Here is a 24,307-nt window from a genome sequence, read left to right on the forward strand (position 1 = left end):
GCGACGTTAGAGCGCCGAGGTGGCCTGCGGGTTACGCGTCGGCGAACCCCGGCGCCCGCGCGGCGGGCGGCGCGTCACCAGGACGGTGACGAGCGCCAGCAGGAGCCAGCCCGCGATCAGCGCCACCAGAGCCGGCCAGCCCGCGTGCCCGTACACCGCCGTGCCGGCCGTGCCTCCGGCGCCGCTGCCCAGGTAGTAGCAGAGCGTGTAGAGGCCCGCCGCCCGGCCGCGCGCCCTCGGCGGCGCCTCGGCGGCCACCCAGGCGCTGGCCACGGTGTGCGCGGCGAAGAACCCGGCGGTCAGGATCGCGAATCCGGCGGCCACCACGGGCACCGCGTCCGGCAGCGTCAGGAGGGTCCCGGCGACCGTCGTGGCCAGCGCCGCGACGAGCGCGGGCCCGCGTCCCAGCCGGTCCACCAGCCGCCCGGCCGCCGCCGACGACACGGTCCCCGTCGCGTACGCCAGGAACACCAGCGACGCCACCGCCGGGGCCAGGTCGAGCGGCGGCGCGGTCAGCCGGAACCCGGCGGCGTTGTAGACGGCGACGAACGCCCCCATCCCCAGCGAGCCCGCCGCGCACGGCACGGCCATGCGCCGTATCCACCCCCGGTCCGGCGCGGGCCCGCTCCGCGCGGGGGCGGGCGCGGGCCGGACGGTGCGGGGGAGCGTGACGGCGGCGAAGACGGCGCAGGCCGCGGACACGCCCGCCACCACGAGCAGCGCCCCGTGCCAGCCCAGCGGCTCGGCCGTGAAGCCCGCGCCGAGCCGCCCCAGCATGCCGCCCACCGAGTTGCCCGCGATCATCGCCCCGACGGCCGCGGGCAGCCTGGCCGCCCCCACCTGGTCGGCCAGGTACGCCGCCGCCACGCCGGGGAACCCGGCGATCGCCACCCCCTGCAACACCCGCATGACCAGCAGCACCCGGTAGTCGGGAGCCAGCGGCAGCAGCAGCCCGAGCACCGCCGAGCCGATCACGGACCAAACGATGATCTTCCGGCGGTCCACCACCTCCGACAGCGCGGCCAGCGGCAGCACCGCCAGCGCGAGCGCCGTCGTGGCCACCCCCACCGTCAGCGAGGCGCTGCCGGGATCCAGCCCGTACGCCCAGGCGAGCTGCGGCAGCACCGCCTGGGGCGCGTACAGCAGGGCGAAGGACGAGACGCCCGCCGCGGCGACGGCGGCGCTGACCCGCCCGGTGCTCACGGGGGCGCGGAGATCGGTAACCACTCACCCGACGCTAAGCAAAGCTAACAAATACGTCCAATACCGGCATGAGCCATAATTCATACCGTGCTGGATGAATTGATGGACGAATCCGCCGACGCCCGGCTCGCCGCCACGCTCGCCCCCGCCCTCGCGCTGCTCGCCGCCGTCGCCGAGACCGGCCACGTCACCCGGGCCGCCGAACTCCTCGGCATCCCCCAGCCCACCGCCAGCAGACGCCTCTCCGCCCTCGCCGACGCCGTCGGCGCGCCCCTCGTCGTCCCCGCCGGGCGCGGCATCCGCCTCACCGCCGCCGGGCGCACCCTGGCCGCCTCCGCCGCCCGCGCGCTCGCCACCGTCGCCGCCGGGGTGCGGGAGGTGCGCGAGGAGGCCGACCCCGGCAGCGGCCACGTCAGGCTCGGCTTCCTGCACCTGCTCGGCCGCTCCCTCGTGCCGGGCCTCATCCGGAGCTTCCGCCGCCGCCATCCCCGCGTGCGGTTCAGCCTCGTCCAGGGCTCGCGCCAGGACATGCTGCACGGGCTCCGCGAAGGCGACATCGACCTGGTGTTCGTCGCGCCGCTGCCCGACGGCGATCCCGCCCTGGCCTGCCGGGCGCTCACCGACCAGGAGCTCGTCCTGTCGGTGCCGCGCGCCCACCCGCTGGCCGGGCGCTCCAGCGTCCGGGCCGCCGAGCTGGCGGGGGAGGAGCAGATCATGCTGGAGCACGGGTACGGGCTGCGCCGGATCGTCGACGACCTGTGCGCCGCCGCCGGGTTCGAGCCCCGGATCGCCTTCGAAGGCCAGGAGTCCGAGACCGTGCGCGGGCTGGTGGCGGCGGGGCTCGGCGTCGCGATCCTGCCCAGCACCGGCCTGCCCAGCACCGGCCAGCCCGGCACCGGCCAGCCCGGCATCGGCCTGCCCAGTGCCGGACCCGTGCCGTCCGGGGTGGTCGAGATCCCGCTGTCGCCGCCGGTGTACCGGACGATCGGCGTCGCCTGGCGCGCCGGGGACCCGCTCACCCCGGTCGTCCGCGCCTTCCTCGACCACGCCCGCGCCCCCGCCCCGCAGCCCTGATCTTCCGGGCATCTCAGGCCAAGCCGGGCCTGGGTCGTGCGGGCGAGGGGCGGGCGCGGCACACTTGTCGGCCATGACGCATGACGGTGACGCGGGAGTGCCAGGGTCGCTGGCGAAGGTGCTGGCCGAGGTGGCGGCGGAACGGGCGGCGCAGGACGCGCGGTTCGGCATGCAGGCGCTGCCCGACGGCACCGGTGGCGCGGCGGCGGCCGAGGCGGCCGGCGCGGCGCGGCGGGAGACGGACGAGGCGGCCCGCGACGGCGCGCTGACCTGGCGGCACATCCTCATGGAGGAGGTCCTGGAGGCGGCGGCGGAGAGCGACCCGGAGCCGCTGCGCGCCGAGCTGGTGCAGGTGGCGGCGGTGGCGGTCAAGTGGCTCCAGGCCCTCGACCGCCGCGACGGCCCCGCGACCGAGCCGGGCCGCGGGGCGGGAGCCGCTGCGGGCCCGGCGCCCGACCGGTTCCGGGCGATCGTGGACGTGCACGTGATGCTCGTCCGCGACGGCCAGGTGCTGCTGGGCAGGCGGTCGGGCACCGGCTACGCCGACGGGCTGTGGCACCTGCCGTCGGGCCACCTGGAGGCCGGCGAGTCGGTGGTGGCCGCCGCCGTGCGCGAGGCGCGCGAGGAGACCGGCGTCGTCATCGACCCCGCCGACCTGACCTTCGCGCACGTCATGCACCGGGCGCCCGACCGCGTCGGCCTCTTCTACGCCGTCACCCGCTGGCGGGGCGAGCCGCGCAACGCCGAGCCGCACAAGTGCGCGGAGGTCGCCTGGTGGCCGCTCGACCGGCTGCCGGAGGACACCGTCGACTACCCGGCCGCCGCGATCGCCCACATCCGCGACCGGGTCCCGTTCGCCCTGCACGCCTGGTAGCGACCGCCGCCCCGCGCAGGTCAGAACGCCTCGCGCAGTTCCCGCTTGAGCACCTTGCCGCTGGCGTTCTTGGGCAGCGCGGTCACGAACTCCACCCGCTTGGGCGTCTTGAACGGCGCCAGCCGCTCCCGCAGGAAGGCGATCAGCTCGGCGGAGGTGAGGCTCGCGCCGTCGCGCAGCACGACGGCGGCGGTGACGGCCTCGATCCACCGCTCGTCCGGCATCCCGAACACGGCCGCCTCTGCCACGGCGGGATGCTGGTAGATGGCCTCCTCGACCTCGCGGCTGGCGACGTTCTCGCCGCCCGACTTGATCATGTCCTTCTTCCGGTCGACGACCGACAGGTAGCCGTCGGCGTCCATCACGCCCAGGTCGCCGCTGTGGAACCAGCCGCCCCGGAACGCCTCGGCCGTCTTGTCCGGGTCGTTCCAGTAGCCGAGCATGGCGTGCGGGCTGCGGTGCACGATCTCGCCCACGACGCCGGGCGGCACGGGCTCGTCGTTGTCGTCGACGATCCGGGTCTCGACGTTGAGCGCGGGGCGGCCCGCCGAGCCGAGCCGGGTGAGCTGCTCGTCCGGCCCGAGGATGGTGGCGACGGGCGCCATCTCGGTCTGACCGTAGAAGTTGAACAGCCGCACCTGGGGCAGCCGCGCGGCGATCTCCTTGAGCACCTCGACGGGCATGATGGAGGCGCCGTAGTAGCCCTTGCGCAGCGACGACAGGTCACGGCGGTCGAAGTCGGGGTGGCGCAGCAGCGCGATCCACACGGTCGGCGGGCAGAACAGCTTGGTGGCCCGCTCGCTCTCGATGGCGGCCAGGATCGCCGCCGGGTCGGCGCCGGGCAGCACGATGTTCGTGGCCCCGAGGTAGACGCCGGGCGTCAGGAAGCAGTGGAGCTGCGCGCAGTGGTAGAGCGGCAGCGCGTGCACCTCCACGTCGGCGGCGCTCATCTCGCCGTCGACGACGCAGGTCACGTACTGGGCGATGAGGCTGCGGCTCGACAGCGCCGCGCCCTTGGGCCGCGACTCGGTCCCGCTGGTGTACATGAGCTGGATGGGGTCGTCGTCGCCGATCCCGGTGGCGGGCTCGGTGTCGTCGGCGTGGGCGGCCCAGTCGTCGAACGGCTCCCACCCGTCGGCCCGCCCGATGACGCCGCGCACCGTGACGCGCTCGCCCGCCGCCCGGGCGGCCACCGGCGCCAGCGCCTCCTCCACGAGCATCCCGGTCGCGCCGGAGTGCTCCAGGATGTACGCGACCTCGTCGGCGCCGAGCATGAAGTTGATCGGCACGGAGACGGCGCCCAGCCGGGCGAGCGCGAAGTAGGCGACCACGAAGGCGTGGTGGTTGTGCGAGAACAGCGCGAACCGGTCGCCCTTGCCGACGCCGCGGGCGGCCAGCGCGTTGGCGGTGCGGTTGACCGTGCGGTCGAGGTCGGCGTAGCTCTGCCGCAGGTCTCCGAAGACGATCGCGGTCTTGCCGGGGAAGCGGGCGGCCGAGCGCCGCAACAGGTCACCGATGGCATGCTGGCGAGAGGTCATACCGGCACATCCTCACTAGGCCCGAACTATGTTCGGTGATCCTAACCCTCAGCGCGCCCGGACCTCACGCAGATCCTTGACCAGGATGCGGCAGACGTCCGGCACCTGCTCGACCCGCCCGTCGGCCCGGTAGACGCGGCGCGTGGTCCGTACGGGCGGATGGCCCCACTCCCGATACCCGAGCCGCCCGTACAGCGAGCCGGCGCGGTCGTTGTCGAGGTCGACGCCGAGCGCCACCCGCGCGTGCCCGAGGTCGCGCAGCCATCCTTCGGCGGCCTCGACGAGCCGGGTGCCGATCCGCCGGTTGCGATGCTCCGGCAGCACCTCCAGGTGCGTCAGGAGGGGCACGCCGGGCAGCCGGTCGCGCAGCTCCGGCTCCTCGGCCGAGCCGAGCCACAGGTACACGTCGCCGACCGGCGTGAAGGCGTGCCACGCCACCAGCAGCACCCCGTGCCCCGCCCGCTGCCGCCGGAGCTGGGCGGCGAAGTACGGCCCCTGCCCCAGAGCGCGGACGAGCGCGGAGAGATCTCCATCAGAAGCCACCCTGATCCGGACATGACGCATGACTTCCACGATCAGGGGACGAAACGCCCCATCACAAGCTCACACCGGCAATCTGTCAGATGACGACGAAGGATCGGGCCGGGCTTCGGCAATTTTCGGCAGCCTCAGTTGCAGGTGCGGCGGGGCGTGGCCGGGCGCGGTGAGTGCGCGCAGCGCCTCGCGCACGGTCCGGGCCGGTCGCAGGCACGTGACGAAGTCGCGCCAGACCTTCAGGTCGGCCCGCCAGGCGTCGAGGTAGCCCAGGCACAGCTCGGGCGTGATGAGCGTGAGGCGGCCCAGCGACGCCTTCAGCGCCTCCTCCATGCGCCGCCGCTCGCCGGGTTCGAGGCCGGCGGCGGGGACGCGGTCGAGCACGCTGACGATGAAGCGGCGGCGCCTGGCCAGGAAGTCGACCCAGTGGGACCGGTGCGCGTCGGCGATCGTGCGGCCCTCGTCCAGCAGCCAGAAGACGCCTTCGGCGAGCACGTCGCCGAGCTCCTCGGTGCGGGCCCGGTCGGGGGTGCGGAACGGGTCGTAGCGGGCCTGGCGCACCTGGCCGGTGACGGCGAGCGGCCGCAGCCCGTCCGCTTCGAGGAGATAGAACCAGTCCTCGTTATAAATATCCGGAAAAAAGGCGATATTTCGGGTCGTCTCCACGGCGAGCGCCCCGCCCCCGACGAACGAGTCCTGTTTCCCGCCCACCGCCCGGTACGCATGGCACACCACGGAGTTGTCCGGGAACCCCCCGATGGACAGCCCCACGGCGGCGAACCGGTCGAGCAGCCCGGCGGCCCGCCGCAGGTCGTCAGGCGCGCTCACCTCGATGTCGTCGTCGAGGAAGACGATCCGCGCCCAGCCCAGCATCCGCGCCAGGGCCAGCGCCAGGTTGCGCTTGGCCGCCGTGTCGGTGCCCCGCCGGAAGATCCTCGGCAGCATCTGCGAGGTCTCGAAGCGGGGCAGCGTCAGCCCCTCGGCCCCGCCCACGTCGACGGCGACGACCTCCGCGCCGGGCGGCGCCATGGCGCGCACCTCGGCCGCCGAGGTCCACCTCCCGCTGCAGAGCGCGACCAGCGGGCAGCGCAGGTCCATCGACAGCCGCAGCGCGTGCGCCAGGTAGCGGCTGGGCCGTGCGGTCGGCACGACGACGGCGTCGATCCGGGCCGGTCCCACGGCCGCCCCCGGGGCCGGGAGCAGGTGCCTGTGGGAGCCGTGATGGTCCCCGGATCTCAGCGAAGGCTTCATGGATGGGCTTCACCGTTCGGGATGTGCGAGAAGGGATCGGAGCGGTCACTCCGGCCATTCGACGAGCCTCGACGCGGGGCTCGTCCAGTCGGGTGTGATCACCAGGTTGTTCAGGATGACGACGCGGCTCAGGATGGCGAACGAGGGGCTGTCGCCGAAGCGCTCGCGCAGGAACTCGGTGTTCCTGTCGCGGAAGACGCTGTCGGTGAGCGCCCGGACCACGCCCAGCGTGCCGCGCCCGTACATGCCGTTGCAGATCGTCAGGGTCCGCTCCTTGTTGAGCGGGCTGGGGCCCCGGTAGAACAGCGCGACGTCCTCCTCGAGCCGGCCGTCGGACAGCCGGGGGTGGAAGCGCTCGCTCCCGCTGTCGAAGTACGGGCCGTTCTCGCCCTTCCAGTCGTTGACCTGCTCGACGGGCAGGGAGAGCTGGTGGACGACGCCGGTCGTGATGTCGTTCCAGTCGACGCCGCCCAGGAGCACCAGGTGAGCGGTCAGGTCGTCGGGCTCCAGCTCGCGGGGCGTGCGGCGGCGCACCTCGCTGCCCGGGTTGCAGGCGCGGATGTGGCCGTGCAGCTCGAACAGGGCGTCGAGGTCGGCGTAGGTGTAGAGCTCGATGTAGTCGGGGTCCTCGGGCACGACGTAGGGCATGCGCGTTAACAGCTCCGGCGGCAGCCGGCCGCACACGAGCGTGATCTGCTGGCCGTCGTCGAACTGCCACGGGTTGCGCGTGGCGTGGAAGACCGTGTGGCCGGGCTCGCCGAGCGCGGCGGCGCGCAGCGTGAGCAGCTCGTGCAGCAGCTTCTCGCGCAGCCGCTGCTCCTCGGCGGTCAGCTCGTCCTCGCCGAGCCGGACGAGGTCGTCGCCGCGCAGCGAGCGGGGCGTGCAGAACAGGGCGGCGTAGACCTCCAGGCGGCCGGCCGGCGGGACCTTCGGCGCGGTGGAGGACTCCCACGAGGAGATGAGGGGGACGCTCACGTCGAGCGCGCGTGCCAGCTGGGGCTGGGTGACGCGGGTGCCCGGCCATTGCCGGGTGCGCAGCGAACGGAGCCGGCGTGCAAGGGCCGGACCGGAATCCGTCATGAGGACACCCCCCATCTGAACTTCAGTGTTTTCAGTAAACCTCTACTGATGCCCAGATGCGAGCACATTTTTCCTGTTCAGCGCCGGGTCGCGGATCGCAGGACAGTGGGAGGTCATTCTAGGCCAGAGGACCCTCACTCCGCACGGCGATTAGTGCGACTTTATCGGGGGAATGCAATCTTTAGGAGTTCGATGTAGATCTTCTGAAGGTTCACTGAAGTTTCTGCGAGGTCGTCCACGACCCCATCGGCGCTTCACACAACGGGACCCTACATGCTCGTCGCCACAGTCTTCCCCACCCCTGAGGGCATCGCGATGGCCAGCATGGTCTACGGCCTGCTCGCCATGCTCTCCGTCTGGACCCTGGTCTACGCCGTCCGGCAGATCAAGAAGGTCGTCACCACGCTGTTCCGCATGCTGCTCGTGCTGGTGTTCCTGGCCGCGCTCGGCCTGGCGGCCGTCGGGATCATCGGCCACGTCTGGCTCGCCTACGGGCTCGCCTGAGCCGCCTCAGACGAGCCGGGCCAGCCGCCGGTAGGAGTCGAGCCGCTCCTCCAGGTCGTAGGTGTTCATCGTGACCATGACCTCGTCGGCGCCGGTGAGCTCGACGAGGTCGTGCAGCCGCATCGCCACCTCCCGGTCCGTGCCGTGGATCTGGCCCTTGCGCGCCTCCTCGAACAGCGCCCGCTCGCGCGCCGTCATCTCCAGCCGCATCACCGCGCCGGCCGGTTCGAGCGGCGGGAACGAGCCTTCGGTCCGCGAGCGCGCCGTCGCCCACGCCTCCGGAGCCTGAAGCAGCGCCGCCCGCTCGGCGCTCTCGCCGACCGCGACGTTCGCCGCCACCATGACGTACGGGCGCGCCGCCCAGGCCGAGGGCCGGAAGGCGGCGCGGTAGCGGCCGACCGACTCGCGCAGCTTCGCGCCGCCCCCGCCGATCACCAGCGGCAGCCCGTGCTCGGCGGCCACGTCCGCGCCCGCCCCCATGGCCAGCACGAACGGCTGCGGGCGCAGCCCCTCGGCCGGCAGCGCGTGCACGCCCGGATGGACGTCCTGCTCGCCGGTGAAGAAGCCGAGCAGCTCCGCGAGCCGGTCGCCGAACGCGTCGGCGTCCTCCTTGCCGTGGCCGAGCGCCCGGCGGATGCCGCCGGTGAAGCCGACGGAGCGGCCCAGGCCCATGTCGATCCGGCCCGGGTACAGCGACTCCAGCACGCCGAACTGCTCGGCCACCACCAGCGGCCGGTGGTTCGGGAGCATCACGCCGCCGGTGCCGACCCGGATCCGGTCCGTGGCCGCCGCGACGGCCGCCGCCAGCACGGTGGGCGCCGAGCCGGCCACGCCGGGCACGCTGTGGTGCTCCGACACCCAGAACCGGTGGTAGCCGAGCTCCTCGGCCTGCCGCGCGAACCGCACGGTCTCACGCAGCGCGGCCGAGGGGGAGTGCCCCTGCCGGACGAGGGAACGGTCGAGAATCGCGAGCCTGGTCATGTCAGGATGCAACGCGACCAGGCCGGAAATGTTCCTACTCGCCGGAGCCGCCGGTCCTGGTGTAGGCGCCGACCGACCAGCGGACCGGGCGGTTGGTGGTCTCGCCCCACGCCGCCACCTCGCCGGTGATCACCAGGCGCTCGCCTTCGGGCACCTCGACCTCGGTGAGCGCGGCCGGGTACGCGCCCGACTCCCACACGCCGCAGCTCGCGCCGCCCGCCGGCTCCTCGTCGCCCACCCGGTAGGTGAACCGCATCCGCCGCGCCAGCTCGCCCGAGCAGAGCTGGTCGAGCGCGACCTTGCGGCCGTGGCCCTCGATCTCCAGCCGGACGACGGAGTCGCGCGGCCACACCCCGGAGGTGGACCCGGCCAGCTTCCACCCCTCGAACCGGGCCGGGAACTCCTTGACGGGCGCGGGGTCGGCCGGCTCGGCGGGCGGCGTCCACTCGTACACGCCGAGCGTCCAGGCGGCGGGGACCGCCTCGTCGCAGGCCGTCATCCCCGGGCCGCACACGCCGCTGCGGGTGGCGTCGAAGGTGACCTCGACCTGCCCGTCACCCTGGGAGACCACCAGCGGCAGCAGCTCCATCCGGGACGAGCACGCCCCGATCCGGGCGGACGGCGAGGGCGCGCGGCCGACGTACACCATCGGGGTGTTGTCCGCGCGCCCCTCGCCGTCGCACGCCACCGCCACGTCCAGCGGCCTGCCGGTGACCGGGACGGTCAGCGTCTTCTTCTGCTCGCCGGACCGGCCGATCGAGGTGACCGCGAGCCGCCGGTAGGCGGCGCCGTCGGGCGCGGTGAAGGACTCCGGCAGCTCCGGCCCCGGGGCGGTGGCGGCCGTCGTCCGCCCGCCCGGCGTGACAGTGTCCGGGAGCGCGCCAGGAAGCACAGCCGCGCCGGCGGCGACGGCCGCCGCCACGGCCACCCCGGTCGTGATCCGCCTGCGCCGCCGGGTCCTGCTCACCCGGGCCCGCACCTGGGCGAGCCGGGCCGGGTTCGCCGGCGGCGGCCCGTCGGCGCGCTCGCGCAGCAGGTCACGCAGATCCTGTACGGTCATCCCCGCAGCTCCTTCACGATCGACTCGTCCACCCGCAGCGAGGCCAGCGCCTTGGCGGTCTGGCTCTTGACCGTCCCCGCCGCGCAGCCCATCAGCTGGGCTACCTCCGTCACCGCCAGGTCCTCGTAGAACCGCAGCACGATCACCGCCCGCTGCCGCGCCGGCAGCCGGCCCACCGCCCGCCACAGCTCCTCCCGGCCGTCGGCGGGCGGGTCGAGCACCGCCACGTCCGGGATCGTGTCGCTCGGCAGCTCCCTGCGCCACCTCCTGCGCCACCACGACGTGTACGTGGTCACCAGCACCCTGCGGACGTACGACTCCGGCTCGTCGATGCCGGGCCAGGCGGACCACGCCTTGGCCAGCGCCTCCTGCAGCAGGTCCTCGGCGGTGCCCCAGTCGTGGGTGAGCAGGTAGGCGGTGCGTAACAGCCGGTCGGACCTCGCGCTCACGAAGTCCTGGAACATGGCCCTGTCTGCCACCGGTGCGCCTCCCCATCAGCTTGCTGACGGTACAGACGCATCGAGGCGCCGATCAGGTTGCCCCGGCGCGGCTCACGGTGAACGGCGACAGCTCGCCCAGCCCGCGCACCGACAGCCGGTCGACCGGCCGCAGCCGGAACGCCCGGTCGCCCTCCAGCTCCTCGGCCAGCTCCGGATCGGCCAGCATGGTGCCCGGCAGGGCCAGCGCGGTGAGCCTGCTGGCCAGGTTGACGGTGGTGCCGAACACGTCGCCCATCCGCCAGATGACCGGCCCGGCGGCCAGCCCCACCCGCAGCTCCGGCATGCCCTTGCCGCGGGCGTGCTCCTCCAGCAGCCGCAGCCCGATCTCGGTCGCCACGTGCGCCTTGTCGGCCACGAACAGCACCGAGTCGCCCAGCGTCTTGACGACCCGGCCGCCGCACGAGGTGACGGCGTCGGCGGAGCGGCCCTCGAACCTGTCGATCAGCGCGGCCAGCTCCGTCTCGGTGATCTGCCGGCTCAGCCGGGTGAACCCGACCAGGTCCGCGAACCCGACGGCCAGCCGTACGGTGCTCATGTCCTGGACGGCGAGCCGCCCGGCGGCGGCGGCGAGCTGGCGCTGCCAGGAGTAGACCAGCAGCCGCGCCAGGTCGGGCACCACCCGCTCGGCCCGGCGCCGCCACGCCTTGGGCCGCTCGGCCAGCGGCACCCCGGCCTGGTCGAGCGCCTCGGCGCCGATCTCCGCCTGCGACTCGGCCAGCCGGGCGGCGGCCCGGCCGAGCGAGCGGGCGATCAGCAGCACGTGGTCCTCGTCGTAGACGCCGTCGCTGACCATGCCGAGCAGCGTCTTGAGCGCCACCACGTCCGACTCGGTGAACTCGACGGCGTCGTCGGCCACGTTGGCGAAGCCGAGCGCCCGCCAGAACCGCCGGGCCTTGTAGACCGGCACCCCGGCCATCTCGGCGACCTGGTGACTGGTGTAGCGCCGGGGCTCGCGCAGGAACGCCTCGGCCACCCCGTCCCCATCCTCCTCAGCCACGGAAGTCACACTACCCCGCCCCCCTACTCCAGCAGGGCCCGCAGAGCGGCCCGCTCGCCGGCCGGCACGTAGCCGACGTAGTAGTCGTACATCGTGCGCCGCGACAGCCGGGCGGCCAGCGGCCCGTCACCGGCCCGGACGGCGGCCAGCACCTCCTCGTGGTGGCGGATGCTCTGCAGCATCAGCGCCTCCCGGTCGTCCGAGCCCGCGATCTTCCCGGCGATCAGCCCGAGCACGATCGAGCGGACCACGTCGGTGCAGATCTGGATGAGCTTGTTGCGGCTGGCCCGCGCCACCGCGTCGTGGAAGGCCACGTCGGCGGCGCTGAACGCGTCGTAGCCCGCCCCGACCGCCTCGCGCATCCGGCCGATCGCCGCGTCCATCTCGGCCAGCTCGGCGTCGGTGCGCAGCCGCGCCGCCAGCAGGTTGGCCGAGGCGTCCAGCACCATCCTGAACTGCACCAGCTCGCCCAGCGACAGCTCGTCGACCCGGGCGAGCGTGGTCATCGACTTGTGTAATGCGGCGGGGGAGAAGGGCAGCACCTCCGCCCCGTTGGGATCGCCGGGCCGCGACCTGACCAGGCCGCGCGCCTGCAGCACCCGCAGCGCCTCGCGCACGGTGGAGCGGCTGACGCCGAACTGCGCCATCAGCTCGCGCTCGCTCGGCAGCCGCGCGCCGGGCGGCAGTCCGCCGCTCTCGACGGCCTCCTCGATCTGCTCCACGATGCGCTCGTAGGCGCGTACGGTCCGCACCGGCTCGAAGCGTGGACCACCCATGTAAGCCCCCTTGACCCGAGCCGTCGCGGACTGGCAGTGTGCGTAGCCTACTGGTCAGACCAGTGCACTAGCCAGGAGGCTGAACAATGAGGCGAATCGGGACATGGATCGCCGTGGGCGGTCTCCTGCTGAGCGTAGCCGCCTGTGGCGGCGGTTCCGGCGGGTCCGGCGACGGCGGCACAGGCGGCACCGGCGGCGCCGGGGGCAAGGCCGAGGCGCTGTCGGTCGGGTTCGTGGCCGAGCCCGCCAACCTCGACTTCACCTCCACCGAGGGCGCGGCGATCCCGCAGGCGCTGCTGGTCAACGTCTACGAGGGCCTGGTCAAGCTCGACCAGGCCGGGCAGATCCAGCCGCTGCTCGCCGAGAAGTGGGACGTCTCCGACGACCGCAAGACCTACACCTTCACCCTGCGCAAGGGCGTCACCTTCACCAACGGCGCCCCGTTCACCGCCGACGACGTCGTCTTCTCGCTGGACCGGGTCAGGTCCGACTGGAAGCTCAAGATCAAGTCGCAGCTCGACATGGTCGAGGACGTGGAGAAGAAGGACGACGCCACCGCCGTCGTCACCCTCTCGCGGCCCAGCAACGGCTTCCTCTACACGATGGCCACCAGGCTCGGCGCCATGTTCAGCCGCACCGGCGTCGCCGACCTGGCCAACAAGCCCGTCGGCACCGGCCCCTACCAGCTCGGCGCCTGGCGGCGCGGCGACTCCATCCGCCTCGACGCCAACCCGAAGTACTGGGGCGCCAAGCCGCAGATCTCCACCGTGACGCTCAAGTACTTCAAGGACGCCACGGCCATGAACAACGCGCTGCTCACCGGCGGCATCGACGTCGTCTCCAGCGTCCAGGCGCCCGAATCGCTGCAGCAGTTCGCCGACACCAACCGCTTCCAGACGATCGAGGGCACCACCAACGGCGAGGTCGTCCTGTCCATGAACAACGGCCGCCCGCCCTTCGACGACAAGAAGGTCCGCCAGGCCGTCCGCCACGCCATCGACCACCAGGCCCTGCTCGACACCGCCTGGGCCGGGCGCGGCCAGCTCATCGGCTCGATGGTCCCGCCCACCGACCCCTGGTACGAGGACCGCACCGGCGACTACCCCCACGACGTCGCCAAGGCCAAGGCGCTGCTCGGCGGCAAGACGTACGACGTGAAGATGCGCATCCCCAACCTGCCCTACGCCGTCGCCTCCGCGCAGGTGGTCAAGTCGCAGCTCGCCCAGGTGGGCATCAACGCCGAGATCGAGCCGCTGGAGTTCCCCGCCCGCTGGCTGGACGTGGTGTTCACCAAGGGCGACTACGACCTGTCGATCATCAACCACGTCGAACCACGCGACATGGGCATCTTCGCTGACAAGGACTACTACTTCCGCTACGACAACCCCGAGTACGGCAAGCTGCTCGCCTCCGCCGACACCGGCACCGAGCAGCAGCAGACCGACGACCTCAAGGCCGCCGCCGCGCTGCTGTCGCAGGACGCCGCCGCCGACTGGCTGTTCCTGTTCCCCAACCTGATCGTCGCCAAGAAGGGCGTCACCGGCCTGCCGGAGAACGCCATCTCCGAGTCCTTCGACTTCACCGGGCTCGCCAAGCAGTGATCCTCTACCTGCTGAAGCGCCTCGGCGTGTTCGTCGCGAGCGTCGCCGTGGCCGGGGTGCTGGTGTTCGCCTTCATGGCGGTGCTGCCCGGCGACCCGGCCGAGGTCGCGCTGGGCGTCAACGCGACGCCCGAGGCGGTGGCGGCGCTGCGCGCCGAGTTCGGCACCGACCGGCCCGCCGCGGCCCAGTTCGCCGACTGGTTCGGCGGGCTCGTCACCGGCGACTTCGGCACCTCGTACGTGACCAGCGCCCCGATCGGGCCGCAGATCGCCGAGCGGCTCAACGTCACGGTGGCGCTGGTGCTCGGCGGCATGGTCATCGCGCTGCTCATCGCCGTCCCGGCGGGCACGTTCGCCGCCGTGCACCACCGCAACCCGCTGGGCGCGGCCATCAGCGCCTTCTCCCAGGTCGGCATCGCGGTCCCGGCGTTCCTGGCGGGCATCCTGCTGGTGTTCGTGTTCGCGGTGAAGGCCCAGGCGCTGCCCTCCGGCGGCTACGTGCCGTTCGCCGACGACCCCGCCGAATGGCTGCGCAGCCTGCTGCTGCCGTGGCTGTCGCTCGGCCTCGTCCAGGGCGCCGTGCTCACCCGCTACGTCCGCTCCGCCGTGCTGGACGTGATGCGCGAGGACTACCTGCGCACCGCCCGCGCCAAGGGCCGGGGCCGGATGGGCGCGCTGTGGCGCCACGGGCTGCGCAACGCCTCCGTCCCCGTCGTCACCGTGCTCGGCCTGCAACTGGCCACGCTGCTCATCGGCGCCGTCGTCGTCGAGCGGGTGTTCGTCATCCCCGGCCTCGGCGACCTGCTCCTCAACGGCGTCGCCGGCCGCGACCTGCTGCTCGTCCAGGGCGTCGTCATGGTGCTGGTTGCCGCCGTGCTGCTGATCAACTTCCTGGTGGACGTGGCCTACGCCGCGCTCGACCCGAGGCTGCGGGGGGCGCGATGAGAGGACGGCTCAACGCGAGCCTGGTCACCGGCGGCGTCCTCGTCGGGATCGTCGTGCTGGCCGCGCTGGTGTCGTTCGTGTGGACGCCGCACGACCCGACGCTCGTCGACGCCGCCGGCAAGCTGCGTGAGCCCGGCGACGGCTACCTGCTCGGCGCCGACAAGTTCGGCCGCGACACCTTCAGCCAGCTCATGGTCGGCGCCCGCACCACCCTCTACGTGGGCATCGTGGCCGTCGGCATCGCCGCGGCGATCGGCGTCCCGCTCGGCGTGATCGCCGGGATGACGCCGCTCGGCTGGCTGTCGGAGCTCGTCATGCGGGTCAACGACCTCGTGTTCGCCTTCCCGGCGCTGCTCCTGGCCGTCATGCTCGGCGCCGTCTACGGGGCCGGCACGCTCACCGCGATGATCGCCATCGGCGTCGCCACCGTGCCCGCGTTCGCCCGCGTCGCCCGCGCCGCCACCCTCCAGGTCATGGTCACCGACTACATCCTGGCCGCGCGGGCCGCCGGCCGCCGCCGCACCGCCGTCGCCTTCCGGCACGTGCTGCCCAACATCTCCTCCGTCCTCATCGTCCAGGCGTCGGTGTCGTTCGCGATCGCGATCCTGGCCGAGGCCGCGCTGTCGTTCCTCGGCTTCGGCACCCGGCCGCCCACCCCGTCGTGGGGCCGCATGCTCCAGGAGTCGCAGGAGCTGCTGTTCTCCACCCCCCGCCTGGCGCTGTGGCCCGGCCTGGCCATCGCGCTGGCCGTGCTCGGCTTCAACCTGCTCGGCGACGGGCTGCGCGACTACCTCGACCCCAAGCTCAGGAGGATCCGTGCTGAGCGTTGAGGGCCTCACCGTCGCCGCCGACGGCGTCGAGCTCGTTCACGACGTGTCGTTCACCATCGCCGCCGGCGAACGCGTCGGCCTCATCGGCGAGTCCGGCTCCGGCAAGTCCCTGACCGCGCTGTCGCTCATGGGCCTGCTCCCCGAGGGCGTCACCGCCACAGGCGCCGCCCGGCTGCACGACCGCGACCTCGTCGGCGTCCCCGAGAAACGCCTGAAGGACCTGCGCGGCAGCGAGCTGGCCATGGTCTTCCAGGAGCCGATGACCGCGCTCAACCCGCTCATGCGCGTCGGCGCCCAGGTCGCCGAGGTCATGACCCTGCACGGCGTCCCCCGCGACCGGGCCCGCGCCCGCGCCGCCGAGCTCCTCGGCCGCGTCCGCCTGCCCCACCCCGAGCAGGTCGCCCGCGCCTACCCCCACCAGCTCTCCGGCGGCCAGCGCCAGCGCGTCATGCTCGCCATCGCCCTCGCCAACGGCCCCGACCTGCTCATCTGCGACGAGCCCACCACCGCGCTCGACGTGACCGTGCAGAAGCAGATGCTCGACCTCATCGCCGAGGTCGCCCCCGCGCTGCTGTTCATCACCCACGACCTGGCCGTCGTCGCCTCCGTCTGCGAGCGCGTCCTGGTCATGTACGGGGGCCGCGTCGTCGAGAGCGGCCCCATCCGCGAGGTCTTCACCCGGCCCCGCCACCGCTACACCGAGGGCCTGCTGGCCGCCTCGAAACTCACCCCGCGCGGCACCCGGCTGCCCACCATCGCCGGCAGCGTCCCGGCCGCCGGGGCGTTCCCCGGCGGATGCGTCTTCCGCAACCGCTGCCCGCACGCCGACACCACCTGCGAGCAAGCACCGGCGCTGACAGGAGAGGGCCATGCCCACGCATGCTGGCACCCCGCTGATCGAGGCTAGCGGCCTCACCCGCGTCTACCACCGCCCGCGCACCTCGCTCACCAGGCCGGGCGAGCCCGTCCACGCGCTGCGCGGCGTGTCGCTGACCATCCGCAAGGGCGAGCGCTTCGGCATCGTCGGCGAGTCCGGCAGCGGCAAGTCGACGCTGCTGCGCCTGCTGTGCGCGCTCGACCGGCCCACCGCCGGATCCATCCGCTTCGACGGCCGCGAGATCACCGGCCTGCCCGAACGCCGGCTCCGCTTCCTGCGCCACAGCCTGCAGATCGTCTTCCAGGACCCGATGAGCTCGCTCGACCCGCGCATGCGCGTCCGCGACCTGGTCGCCGAACCCCTCGTCGCCCTCGGCGAGCCCGTCGGCGACCGCGTCACCGAACTGCTCGACGCCGTCGGCCTGCCCGCCACCGCCGCCGGCCGCTACCCGCACCAGTTCTCCGGCGGCCAGCGCCAGCGCATCGCCATCGCCCGCGCCCTGGCCCCCCGCCCCAAGGTGCTCGTCGCCGACGAGCCCGTCAGCGCCCTCGACGTATCCGTCCGCGGGCAGATCCTCAACCTGCTGGCCGACCTCGTCGACGAACTCGGCCTCACCCTGGTCTTCGTCTCGCACGACCTGTCCGTCGTCCGGCACGTGTGCGAGACGGTCGCCGTCATGAACGACGGCGAGATCGTGGAGACGGGCGCCGTGGACGACGTCTGGGCCGAGCCCCGCCACGCCTACACGCGCACGCTGCTGCAGGCCGTACCGACCTTGGAGGGGTTTCGTTGATCGAGGTAGACGCCCGCGGAGTCGTCGAGTTCACCCAGGCGCTCGTCCGGATCCCGAGCACCAACGACCCGGCGCGCGGCCGCAGCGAGCAGCCCGCCGCCGACCTCGTCGCCGCCAAGATGCGCGAATGGGGCTGGGAGCCCAGCGTGTACGAGGCCGCGCCCGGCAGGCCCAACGTGGTGGCCGTCGTCGAGGGCGGCGGCGGTGACGGGCCGACGCTGATGTTCGAGGGCCACACCGACGTGGTCACCGAGGGCGACCTGTCGGAGTGGACCGTCGACCCGTTCGGCGGCGAGATCCGCGACGGCAAGCTGTGGGGACGCGGCAGCGCCGACATGAAGTCCGGCCTGGCCGCCACCCTCTACGCCACCCGCGCGCTCCAGCTCGCCGGGCCGTTCCCCGGCCGGATCAAGGTGTGCGCGCTCGCCGACGAGGAGGGCCTCATGCTCGGCGCCCACCACTTCGTCGCCGAAGGGCTCGCCGCCGGCGTCGACGGCGCCATCGTCGCCGAGCCCGAGGCCGGTGAGATCTGCGCCGTCGCCAAGGGCGCGCTGCGGCTGCGCGTCGACCTCACCGGCAAGATGGCGCACGGCGCGATGCCGCAGCACGGCCGCAACCCCATCGAGGCCGTCGGCGACCTCCTCACCGCGCTGCGCGACCTCCAGGCCGAGCTCCAGCGCCGTCACCCCGCCCACGAGCACCTCGGCGAGGTGTACGTCACGCCCACCGTGGTCCGGGCCGGCACCGAGGAACAGGTCAACGTCATCCCCGCGACCGCCTCCGTCTTCGTCGACGTGCGCACCGTGCCCGGCGTCTCCCACGACGACGTCGCGGCCCGCGTCGCCACGCTGGCCGCCCGCGACGGCATCACCGCCGACGTGGCCGTCCTCGTCGACCGGCCGCCCGTCGACGTGCCCGTCACCACCCCCGTCGTCGCCGCGCTCGCCGCCGCCCACCGCGACGTCACCGGCGCCGAGCCCGTCTACGGCGGCGTCCCCGGCTCCACCGACGGCACCGTCCTCACCCACTGGGGCGGCATCCCGTCCGTCGTGTACGGGCCCGGCGGCAAGTGGATCGCCCACCAGGCCGACGAGCACGTCTCCGTCGACGAGATCGTCCGGTGCACCCGGGTGTTCGCCGAGGCCGCCCGCCGCTTCCTCACCGGGACCCTCACGTGAGACCCGGCCCCGCCAACGCCCTCACCGACGTCCCCGGCCTGCGCGTCGGCCATGCCCACCGCGTCGGCGACGGCTACCGCACCGGCACCACCGTCATCCTCGCCCCGCCGGGCGGCATGGTCGCCGGCGTCGACGTGCGCGGCGCCGCCCCCGGCACCCGCGAGACCGAGCTGCTCGACCCGCGCAACCTCGTCGAACGCGTCCACGCCATCGTCCTGTCGGGCGGCAGCGCGTACGGGCTGAGCGCCGCCTGCGGCGTCATGGACCGGCTCGCGGACGCCGGCGTGGGCTTCCCCGTCGACGGCGGCGTCGTGCCCATCGTCCCGGCCGCCGTCATCTACGACCTCGGCCGGGGCGGCGCCTTCCGCGCGACCCCGGACGCCGCCTTCGGCCACGCCGCCTGCGACGCCGCCCTGCCCTCGACGGGACGCGGCGCCGCAGGTGGGGCGCCCGCCGCCGGGTCGGTCGGGGCGGGGGCCGGGGCGGTGGCGGGCGGGCTGGCCGGGGGCGTGGGGATGGCGAGCGCCGTCCTGGACGCCGGGGTGACCGTGGCCGCGCTGGTGGTGGTGAACGCCGCCGGGTCGGTGCTGGACCCGGGCGGCGGGGTGCTGTCGGGCACCCGCTACGGCCTGCCGGGCGAGTTCGATCACCTGGGACCGCCGTCGCCGCGGGACGTGGCCGCCTGGGAGCAGGCGAAGGTCACGTCGCTCAACACCACCATCGGCGTCGTCGCCACCGACGCGACGCTGACCAAGGCGCAGTGCGGCAAGCTGGCCGGGGTGGCGCACGACGGCCTGGCGAGGGCGATCCGCCCGGCGCACACGATGGTCGACGGCGACACCGTCTTCGGCCTGGCGACCTGCGCGCGGCCCGCCCCGGGCGCGGAGCCGGAGGTGTTCGGGACGGGCGAGGCGCACCTGCACGACCTGCTGTCGGCCGGGGCGGACGTGTTCAGCCGGGCCGTCGCGCACGCGATCCTGGCGGCGACGGGCCGCGAGGGCGCCCCGGCGTACCTGGACGCGTTCCCGAGCGCGCTGCGATGAGCGATCAATTGGGGGAAATGAAATGACATTTCAGGCGGAGTGGCCCGCCGGGCTGCCGGTCGGCGACGGCTGGGTGGAAGCCCCGGCCACCTCGGACGTGATCTTCCCGTACGACGGCTCGGTCGTGACCCGCGCGCCCGTCGGCGACGCCGCGCTCGCGGCCCGCGCGGTGGACGAGGCGCTGGCCGTGGCCCCCATCATGGCGGCGCTCCCGTCGCACGCCCGCCGTGCCGCGCTGACGGCCGCGCACGACGCGCTGCGCGAGCGGCGCGAGGAGTTCGAGCGCCTGCTCGTCCTGGAGACCGGCAAGCCGCTGGCCGACTGCAAGGTCGAGGTCGCGCGCACCGTCGTCACCCTGGCCACGGCCGCCGAGGAGGTGGCCAGGCTGCACGGCGAGACGGTGCCGCTCGACCTGCTCCCGTCGGGCGAGGGCCTGATCGGGTTCTGGACGCGGCGGCCGATCGGCGTCGTCGTCGGCATCACCGGCTTCAACTACCCGCTCCTGCTGGCCGCCCACAAGATCGCGCCCGCGGTCGCGGCGGGCTGCCCGGTGATCGTCAAGCCCGCCCCCGCCACCCCGCTGGCCACGCTCTGGCTCGTCCACCTGCTGCGCTCCTCCGGCGCGCTGCCGCCCGCCGCCATCCAGCTCGTCACCGGAGACGTCGAGGTCGGCCGCACGCTCGTGGAGGACCGGCGGATCGGCGCGGTGTCGTTCACCGGCTCGGCCGCCGCCGGGCACGCCATCGCCCGCGCCGCCGCCCCCACCAAGGTCCTGCTCGAACTCGGCTCCAACGCCGCCCTCGTCGTCGCCGCCGACGCCGACCTGGAGGCCGCCGCCGACGCCGTGGTGCGCGGCGGCTACTACGCCTCCGGCCAGGCGTGCATCTCCGTCCAGCGGGTGCTCGTCGAGGAGGCCGCGCACGAGGAGTTCCTGACGCTGCTGGCCGAGCGGATGAAGGACGTGACCGTGGGCGACCCGCGCTCACCGCACACCCGCGTTGCGCCGCTCATCGACCCGGCCGCCACCGACCGGGTGCTCGACCGGATCGGCGCGTCCGGCGCCCGCGTCGTGACGGGCGGCGTCCGCGACGGCCGCGCCATCGCGCCCACCGTGCTCACCGGCGTCCCGGAGGGGGCCGAGGTTTGGGACGAGGAGATCTTCGGCCCCGTCGTATGCGTCCGCCCGGTGCCGGACCTCGACGCCGCCTTCGACGCCGTCAACGCCTCCCGGTACGGCCTGCACGCCTCCGTCTACACCCGCTCGCTGGCCACCGCGTTCGCCGCGATCGAGCGCATCGACGCCGGGGGAGTGGTGGTCAACGAGGTGCCGGGCTTCCGGGCGGACAACATGCCGTACGGCGGCGTCAAGGACTCCGGCGCGGGCCGCGAGGGGCCCCGCTTCGCCATCGAGGAGCTGACCGTCACCCGGATGGCCATCATCCGCCCGTCCTGACAGCCGTCTGACAGCGGCCCGGCAGGCCCCGGCGGCACGCTGGGCCGCATGATGTTCATCGAACTCTTCGTCCCCAAAGGCGTCCTCGACTCCGACCGCCGCCTCGTCGCCGAACGCCTCGGCTCCCTCCACGAGCTGACCGGGGGAGGCGAGCTGATCGGCGACGCAACCGCCGAGGTGTTCCGGTCCATGTTCCAGGTGGTCGTGCACGAACCGGACGTGTGGGTGGCCGCCGGACGCGCCCTCGGCCCCGGCGACCGGCCCCGCTACCTGGTCCGCGTGTACGTTCCCGGCCCCTGGCGCAAGGACATGAGCGAGGCGGTGGTCTCGTACGCGACCAAGGTCCTCAGGGAGTCCGACGGCCGGGACCCGGACGTGCAGGTGCACGTGCTGGGCGTGCCCGAGGGCGGCATCGGCCTGAACGGGCGCGCCACCACCTCCGAGGGCATCGTGGAGCTCCTGAACGCGCCGGTCGAGGCCGACCTCGCCGCCGGACGCGCCGCCCGCGACCCGATGTGCGGCGTGATCGTGCCCCTGGACGACGACGCGGTCACCCTGGAGGAGGACGGCGTCCTGCACGCCTTCTGCTGCTCCGGCTGCCGCGACGTCTACGTCGACAGGCGCGCCAGGCAGGCCGCCCGCTCCTGACGCGCCTCACACCGCCCGCAGGGCGGCGAGCGCGGCCGCTCGGTCCAGGCGGCGGCCGCGCTCGTAGGCGGCCCGGCGCCCGGAGGTGACCAGCAGGGCGCGGGTCAGCCGGACGACGTCCGGGTGGCGCGCGTCCGGGCCGCCCCGCACCGCCTCGGCGGCGCCCAGCGTCTCCGCCGCCCGCACCGGCTCGCCGCGCCGCAGCAGCAGATCCGTCAGCCCCACCCCCACCTGCGCGACCATCGGCGGGTCCGGCATCGCCGCCGCCAGCGCCAGCGCCTCCCCGAGCCAGCGGGCCGCCGCCTCCAGCTCCCCGGCGGCGACCGCCAGCCGCCCCGCCCCCGCCGCGTACAGCGTCCGGTACGGCGTGTCGCCCTCCTCGCCCGCCAGCCGCAACTGCCGGCCGGCCTCGCCCAGGTCCCCCTCGCAGCGGGCCAGGTCCGCCAGCGCCACCCGCGCCACGGCCGCCCGCCGCGGCCCGCCGGGCCCCGGCTCGCCCTCCTCGGCCAGCCGCAGCAGCCGCGCCCGGGCCCGCTCCGGCTGCCCGGCGTGGACGCGCACCATCGCCACCCACACCCCCAGCTCGTGGTACGTGCCCAGGTCGGCGGCCAGCCCCTCGGCCTCCTCCAGCGCCGCCACGGCCGCCTCGTACGCGTCGGCGGCGATCTCGACGGACGCCAGCGACATCAGCGTCAACGCCAGCCCCCACCGCTCCCCGGCCTCCCGGAAGCCCGCGACCGCCGCCACCAGATCGGCGCGCCCGGCCGCCATCCCGGCGTCGGTGCCGCGCAGCAGCGACCGCGCCAGCCACACCATCCCGCGCGTCCAGGGATCTCCCGCTTCCAGGTACGGCTCCAGCCCGCTCAGCCCGCTGCCCGCCTCGCCACGGGCCAGCGCCAGCAACGCCCCCGCGAACGCCCCGAGCGCACCCTCCTCACCCGAACCGCCGAGATCATCCGGGGGGAGGGCCGCCGCCGCGCCCGCCAGATCACCCGCCATCAGGGCGTTCAGCAGGAAGACGGCCACCGCCGTCCGCCGGGGACCCGGCGCGGACCGGCCCGGCACCTGAAGGGCCGCGCGCAGCCGGGCGACCGCCTCCGCGTGCTCACCGCGCACCGTCCAGAACATCGCCAGCGCCGCACCCAGCCGCACCGCCACATCCGCGTCGCCGTGGTCGCACGCGGTGCGCAGCGCGGCCAGCAGATGGTCCCGCTCGGCCGCCAGCCGCGCCACCCCGCCCAGCTGCCCGGCGCCCCGCAGCCCCGGCCCCGCGGACTCGGCCAGCGCGAGAAAGCACGCGGCATGCGCCTCCCGCGCCGCCCGCAACCGGCCCGACTCCGCCAGCCGCAGCAGCCCGTACTCCCGGATCGTCCCCAGCATCCGGTAGCGGTCGCCGTCGAGCTGCAGCAGCGACTTGTCCACCAGCGCGTGCAGCGCGTCCTCGCCGACGCCCGCCCCGGCCGCCGCCTCCGCCGTGAAGCTCGCCGGGAAGACCGCCGCCCGCTCCGCCGCCTCCCGGACGCCGCCGTCCAGCAGGTCCCAGCTCCACTCCACCACGCCGCGCAACGTCCGGTGCCGGGGCGAGGCCGTCCGGCTGCCGCCCGTCAGCAGCCGGAACGGGCCGTCCCCGCGCGGCAGCCGGTCGCCCAGCCCGTCGGCCAGCCGGTCCAGCGTCATCGTCCGCAGCCGGGCCGCGGCCAGCTCGATCGCCAGCGGGAGCCCGTCCAGCCGCGCGCACACCTCACCGACCCGCCCCGACGGGACGAACCCCGGCCGCACGGCCAGCGCCCGCGCCGTGAACAGCCGCTCGGCCTCCTCCAGCGGCAGCGGGGCCACCGGGCACAGCGCCTCCCCGCCGATGCGCAGCGGCTCCCGGCTCGTCGCCAGCACCCGCAGACCAGGGCAGCGGCCGAGCAGCGCCTCCACCAGCCGGGCCACCGGGTCCGCCACGTGCTCACAGTTGTCCAGCACCAGCAGCGCCCGCGCCCCCGCGAACGCCTCGGCCAGCTGCTCCACGGCGTCCGCCCGGACCCGCAACCCCAACGCCCGCGCCACCGCCAGCGCCACGTCCCCCGCGTCGGCCACCGCCGCCAGCCCCACCCACCACACCCGACGGCTGGGATCGCTCCGGCGCGCCTCGGCGGGCACCCCGCCGGTGGCCACGGCTGCGATGGCGAGGCGCGTCTTCCCCACGCCGCCGGGGCCGACCAGCGTCACCAGCCGACCGGCGGCCAGGCGCGCGGCGATCAGCCGCAGCTCCGCCTCCCGCCCGACGAGCTCCGTCAAGGCCACCGGCACCCGCCCCTCACCCCCGAACGGCCCCTCTCCGGACGGACCGGTGCGGGAGCCCGGGAGGTGCGCGCCCTCGGCCCCGTGCGGGCCCTCGCCCCCGTGCTGGGCCTGGCCCTCGCCCCCGTGCGGGGTTTGGCTTCCGTGGGGACGCTCACCCTTGCTCGGGCGCTGGTCTTCGCGCTCGTCTGCTACGGAGGGAGTGCGGTCCTGAAGTTCCCTCGGGTGTGCGCCGTCTGGCGTGGCCCTGGGGGGCGGGGGGTCGGAGGGGAGGGGGGT

Annotated in this window: 23 protein-coding genes; 12 read left to right on the top strand and 11 right to left on the bottom strand. The window is 74.3% G+C overall.

Annotated elements, in window-relative coordinates:
• Positions 1–6: 6 nt before the first annotated feature.
• Positions 7–1,227 carry an MFS transporter gene (locus ACBI99_RS23670; protein WP_375073487.1) on the bottom strand — a complete coding sequence of 407 codons (1,221 nt, stop codon included), beginning with the start codon at positions 1,225–1,227 and terminating at the stop codon, positions 7–9.
• A 63-nt stretch (positions 1,228–1,290) separates the two neighbouring features.
• On the opposite strand from ACBI99_RS23670, the gene ACBI99_RS23675 reads away from it, so the two are divergent.
• Together ACBI99_RS23675 and ACBI99_RS23680 are read left to right on the top strand one after the other, a co-directional pair.
• Positions 1,291–2,277, top strand: coding sequence for a LysR family transcriptional regulator (locus ACBI99_RS23675; protein ID WP_375073488.1), 987 nt, complete (start codon positions 1,291–1,293; stop codon positions 2,275–2,277).
• A gap of 73 nt (positions 2,278–2,350) precedes the next feature.
• The gene (locus ACBI99_RS23680) at positions 2,351–3,151 is read left to right on the top strand and encodes an NUDIX domain-containing protein (RefSeq protein ID WP_357588477.1); all 801 of its coding nucleotides are present in this window, start codon (positions 2,351–2,353) and stop codon (positions 3,149–3,151) included.
• Between the two features lie 20 nt (positions 3,152–3,171).
• Here the strand turns inward: ACBI99_RS23680 and ACBI99_RS23685 are convergent, their stop codons facing one another.
• Genes ACBI99_RS23685 through ACBI99_RS23700 form a run of 4 tightly spaced genes read right to left on the bottom strand, consistent with a single transcriptional unit; the run spans position 3,172 to position 7,554 of the window.
• The gene (locus ACBI99_RS23685; RefSeq protein ID WP_375073489.1) at positions 3,172–4,689 is read right to left on the bottom strand and encodes an acyl-CoA synthetase; all 1,518 of its coding nucleotides are present in this window, start codon (positions 4,687–4,689) and stop codon (positions 3,172–3,174) included.
• A gap of 48 nt (positions 4,690–4,737) precedes the next feature.
• Positions 4,738–5,253 carry a GNAT family N-acetyltransferase gene (locus tag ACBI99_RS23690; RefSeq protein WP_357588475.1) on the bottom strand — a complete coding sequence of 172 codons (516 nt, stop codon included), beginning with the start codon at positions 5,251–5,253 and terminating at the stop codon, positions 4,738–4,740.
• Positions 5,254–5,292: 39 nt separating this feature from the next.
• Positions 5,293–6,474, bottom strand: coding sequence for a hypothetical protein (locus ACBI99_RS23695; protein WP_375073490.1), 1,182 nt, complete (start codon positions 6,472–6,474; stop codon positions 5,293–5,295).
• A 45-nt stretch (positions 6,475–6,519) separates the two neighbouring features.
• Positions 6,520–7,554 (bottom strand): helix-turn-helix domain-containing protein, encoded by a 1,035-nt coding sequence (locus ACBI99_RS23700; protein WP_219510033.1) that lies wholly within the window; start codon positions 7,552–7,554, stop codon positions 6,520–6,522.
• 273 nt (positions 7,555–7,827) lie between these two features.
• On the opposite strand from ACBI99_RS23700, the gene ACBI99_RS23705 reads away from it, so the two are divergent.
• Positions 7,828–8,058 carry a hypothetical protein gene (locus ACBI99_RS23705; protein WP_375073491.1) on the top strand — a complete coding sequence of 77 codons (231 nt, stop codon included), beginning with the start codon at positions 7,828–7,830 and terminating at the stop codon, positions 8,056–8,058.
• Between the two features lie 6 nt (positions 8,059–8,064).
• Here ACBI99_RS23705 and ACBI99_RS23710 read toward each other — a convergent pair whose 3' ends face one another.
• Genes ACBI99_RS23710 through ACBI99_RS23730 form a run of 5 tightly spaced genes read right to left on the bottom strand, consistent with a single transcriptional unit; the run spans position 8,065 to position 12,372 of the window.
• Positions 8,065–9,039 (bottom strand): LLM class flavin-dependent oxidoreductase, encoded by a 975-nt coding sequence (locus ACBI99_RS23710; protein ID WP_375073492.1) that lies wholly within the window; start codon positions 9,037–9,039, stop codon positions 8,065–8,067.
• A gap of 34 nt (positions 9,040–9,073) precedes the next feature.
• The gene (locus tag ACBI99_RS23715) at positions 9,074–10,099 is read right to left on the bottom strand and encodes a hypothetical protein (RefSeq protein WP_375073493.1); all 1,026 of its coding nucleotides are present in this window, start codon (positions 10,097–10,099) and stop codon (positions 9,074–9,076) included.
• On the bottom strand, positions 10,096–10,578 hold the full coding sequence (locus ACBI99_RS23720; RefSeq protein ID WP_357588471.1) for a SigE family RNA polymerase sigma factor: 483 nt from the start codon (positions 10,576–10,578) through the stop codon (positions 10,096–10,098). The genes ACBI99_RS23715 and ACBI99_RS23720 overlap by 4 nt, the downstream gene beginning before the upstream one ends.
• Before the next feature lie 52 nt (positions 10,579–10,630).
• Positions 10,631–11,596 (bottom strand): adenylate/guanylate cyclase domain-containing protein, encoded by a 966-nt coding sequence (locus tag ACBI99_RS23725; protein WP_308125997.1) that lies wholly within the window; start codon positions 11,594–11,596, stop codon positions 10,631–10,633.
• A gap of 23 nt (positions 11,597–11,619) precedes the next feature.
• On the bottom strand, positions 11,620–12,372 hold the full coding sequence (locus ACBI99_RS23730; protein WP_357588469.1) for a FadR/GntR family transcriptional regulator: 753 nt from the start codon (positions 12,370–12,372) through the stop codon (positions 11,620–11,622).
• 86 nt (positions 12,373–12,458) lie between these two features.
• Here ACBI99_RS23730 and ACBI99_RS23735 point away from each other — a divergent pair, with 86 nt between their 5' ends.
• From ACBI99_RS23735 to ACBI99_RS23775, 9 genes are read left to right on the top strand one after another with little or no spacing between them, the layout of a single operon-like run.
• Complete coding sequence (locus ACBI99_RS23735) at positions 12,459–13,973, top strand: ABC transporter substrate-binding protein (RefSeq protein WP_364179678.1); 1,515 nt, start codon at positions 12,459–12,461, stop codon at positions 13,971–13,973.
• Positions 13,970–14,917 carry an ABC transporter permease gene (locus ACBI99_RS23740; protein ID WP_219510026.1) on the top strand — a complete coding sequence of 316 codons (948 nt, stop codon included), beginning with the start codon at positions 13,970–13,972 and terminating at the stop codon, positions 14,915–14,917. Before ACBI99_RS23735 ends, ACBI99_RS23740 begins: the two co-directional genes overlap by 4 nt.
• Positions 14,914–15,747, top strand: coding sequence for an ABC transporter permease (locus ACBI99_RS23745; protein WP_375073494.1), 834 nt, complete (start codon positions 14,914–14,916; stop codon positions 15,745–15,747). Before ACBI99_RS23740 ends, ACBI99_RS23745 begins: the two co-directional genes overlap by 4 nt.
• On the top strand, positions 15,734–16,654 hold the full coding sequence (locus tag ACBI99_RS23750) for an ABC transporter ATP-binding protein (RefSeq protein WP_375073495.1): 921 nt from the start codon (positions 15,734–15,736) through the stop codon (positions 16,652–16,654). The genes ACBI99_RS23745 and ACBI99_RS23750 overlap by 14 nt, the downstream gene beginning before the upstream one ends.
• Entirely contained in the window at positions 16,617–17,417 is an 801-nt protein-coding gene (locus ACBI99_RS23755) for an ATP-binding cassette domain-containing protein (RefSeq protein ID WP_219510022.1), read from the top strand. Before ACBI99_RS23750 ends, ACBI99_RS23755 begins: the two co-directional genes overlap by 38 nt.
• Positions 17,414–18,595 (top strand): M20 family metallopeptidase, encoded by a 1,182-nt coding sequence (locus ACBI99_RS23760; RefSeq protein ID WP_246646062.1) that lies wholly within the window; start codon positions 17,414–17,416, stop codon positions 18,593–18,595. Before ACBI99_RS23755 ends, ACBI99_RS23760 begins: the two co-directional genes overlap by 4 nt.
• The gene (locus tag ACBI99_RS23765; protein WP_375073496.1) at positions 18,592–19,638 is read left to right on the top strand and encodes a P1 family peptidase; all 1,047 of its coding nucleotides are present in this window, start codon (positions 18,592–18,594) and stop codon (positions 19,636–19,638) included. Before ACBI99_RS23760 ends, ACBI99_RS23765 begins: the two co-directional genes overlap by 4 nt.
• 22 nt (positions 19,639–19,660) lie before the next feature.
• Entirely contained in the window at positions 19,661–21,091 is a 1,431-nt protein-coding gene (locus tag ACBI99_RS23770; RefSeq protein ID WP_375073497.1) for an aldehyde dehydrogenase family protein, read from the top strand.
• 48 nt (positions 21,092–21,139) lie between these two features.
• Positions 21,140–21,739: a YHS domain protein gene (locus ACBI99_RS23775; RefSeq protein WP_375073498.1), complete on the top strand. Its 600-nt coding sequence runs from the start codon at positions 21,140–21,142 to the stop codon at positions 21,737–21,739.
• 6 nt (positions 21,740–21,745) lie between these two features.
• On the opposite strand, the gene ACBI99_RS23780 is transcribed toward ACBI99_RS23775, so the two are convergent.
• Complete coding sequence (locus ACBI99_RS23780) at positions 21,746–24,025, bottom strand: AfsR/SARP family transcriptional regulator (protein WP_375073499.1); 2,280 nt, start codon at positions 24,023–24,025, stop codon at positions 21,746–21,748.
• Positions 24,026–24,307: the final 282 nt, after the last annotated feature.

The sequence above is a fragment of the Nonomuraea sp. ATR24 genome (genome assembly GCF_041950485.1).
GTDB lineage: Bacteria > Actinomycetota > Actinomycetes > Streptosporangiales > Streptosporangiaceae > Nonomuraea > Nonomuraea ceibae.

What these genes read in the sequence shown, in the direction of transcription:
- ACBI99_RS23710 (WP_375073492.1), bottom strand. Translation starts at nt 9,039, where the DNA reads ATGACCAGGCTCGCGATTCTCGACCGTTCCCTCGTCCGGCAGGGGCAC.
- ACBI99_RS23680 (WP_357588477.1), top strand. Translation starts at nt 2,351, where the DNA reads ATGACGCATGACGGTGACGCGGGAGTGCCAGGGTCGCTGGCGAAGGTG.
- ACBI99_RS23735 (WP_364179678.1), top strand. Translation starts at nt 12,459, where the DNA reads ATGAGGCGAATCGGGACATGGATCGCCGTGGGCGGTCTCCTGCTGAGC.
- ACBI99_RS23690 (WP_357588475.1), bottom strand. Translation starts at nt 5,253, where the DNA reads ATGCGTCATGTCCGGATCAGGGTGGCTTCTGATGGAGATCTCTCCGCG.
- ACBI99_RS23745 (WP_375073494.1), top strand. Translation starts at nt 14,914, where the DNA reads ATGAGAGGACGGCTCAACGCGAGCCTGGTCACCGGCGGCGTCCTCGTC.
- ACBI99_RS23705 (WP_375073491.1), top strand. Translation starts at nt 7,828, where the DNA reads ATGCTCGTCGCCACAGTCTTCCCCACCCCTGAGGGCATCGCGATGGCC.
- ACBI99_RS23775 (WP_375073498.1), top strand. Translation starts at nt 21,140, where the DNA reads ATGATGTTCATCGAACTCTTCGTCCCCAAAGGCGTCCTCGACTCCGAC.
- ACBI99_RS23695 (WP_375073490.1), bottom strand. Translation starts at nt 6,474, where the DNA reads ATGAAGCCTTCGCTGAGATCCGGGGACCATCACGGCTCCCACAGGCAC.
- ACBI99_RS23715 (WP_375073493.1), bottom strand. Translation starts at nt 10,099, where the DNA reads ATGACCGTACAGGATCTGCGTGACCTGCTGCGCGAGCGCGCCGACGGG.
- ACBI99_RS23700 (WP_219510033.1), bottom strand. Translation starts at nt 7,554, where the DNA reads ATGACGGATTCCGGTCCGGCCCTTGCACGCCGGCTCCGTTCGCTGCGC.
- ACBI99_RS23755 (WP_219510022.1), top strand. Translation starts at nt 16,617, where the DNA reads ATGCCCACGCATGCTGGCACCCCGCTGATCGAGGCTAGCGGCCTCACC.
- ACBI99_RS23685 (WP_375073489.1), bottom strand. Translation starts at nt 4,689, where the DNA reads ATGACCTCTCGCCAGCATGCCATCGGTGACCTGTTGCGGCGCTCGGCC.
- ACBI99_RS23730 (WP_357588469.1), bottom strand. Translation starts at nt 12,372, where the DNA reads ATGGGTGGTCCACGCTTCGAGCCGGTGCGGACCGTACGCGCCTACGAG.
- ACBI99_RS23770 (WP_375073497.1), top strand. Translation starts at nt 19,661, where the DNA reads ATGACATTTCAGGCGGAGTGGCCCGCCGGGCTGCCGGTCGGCGACGGC.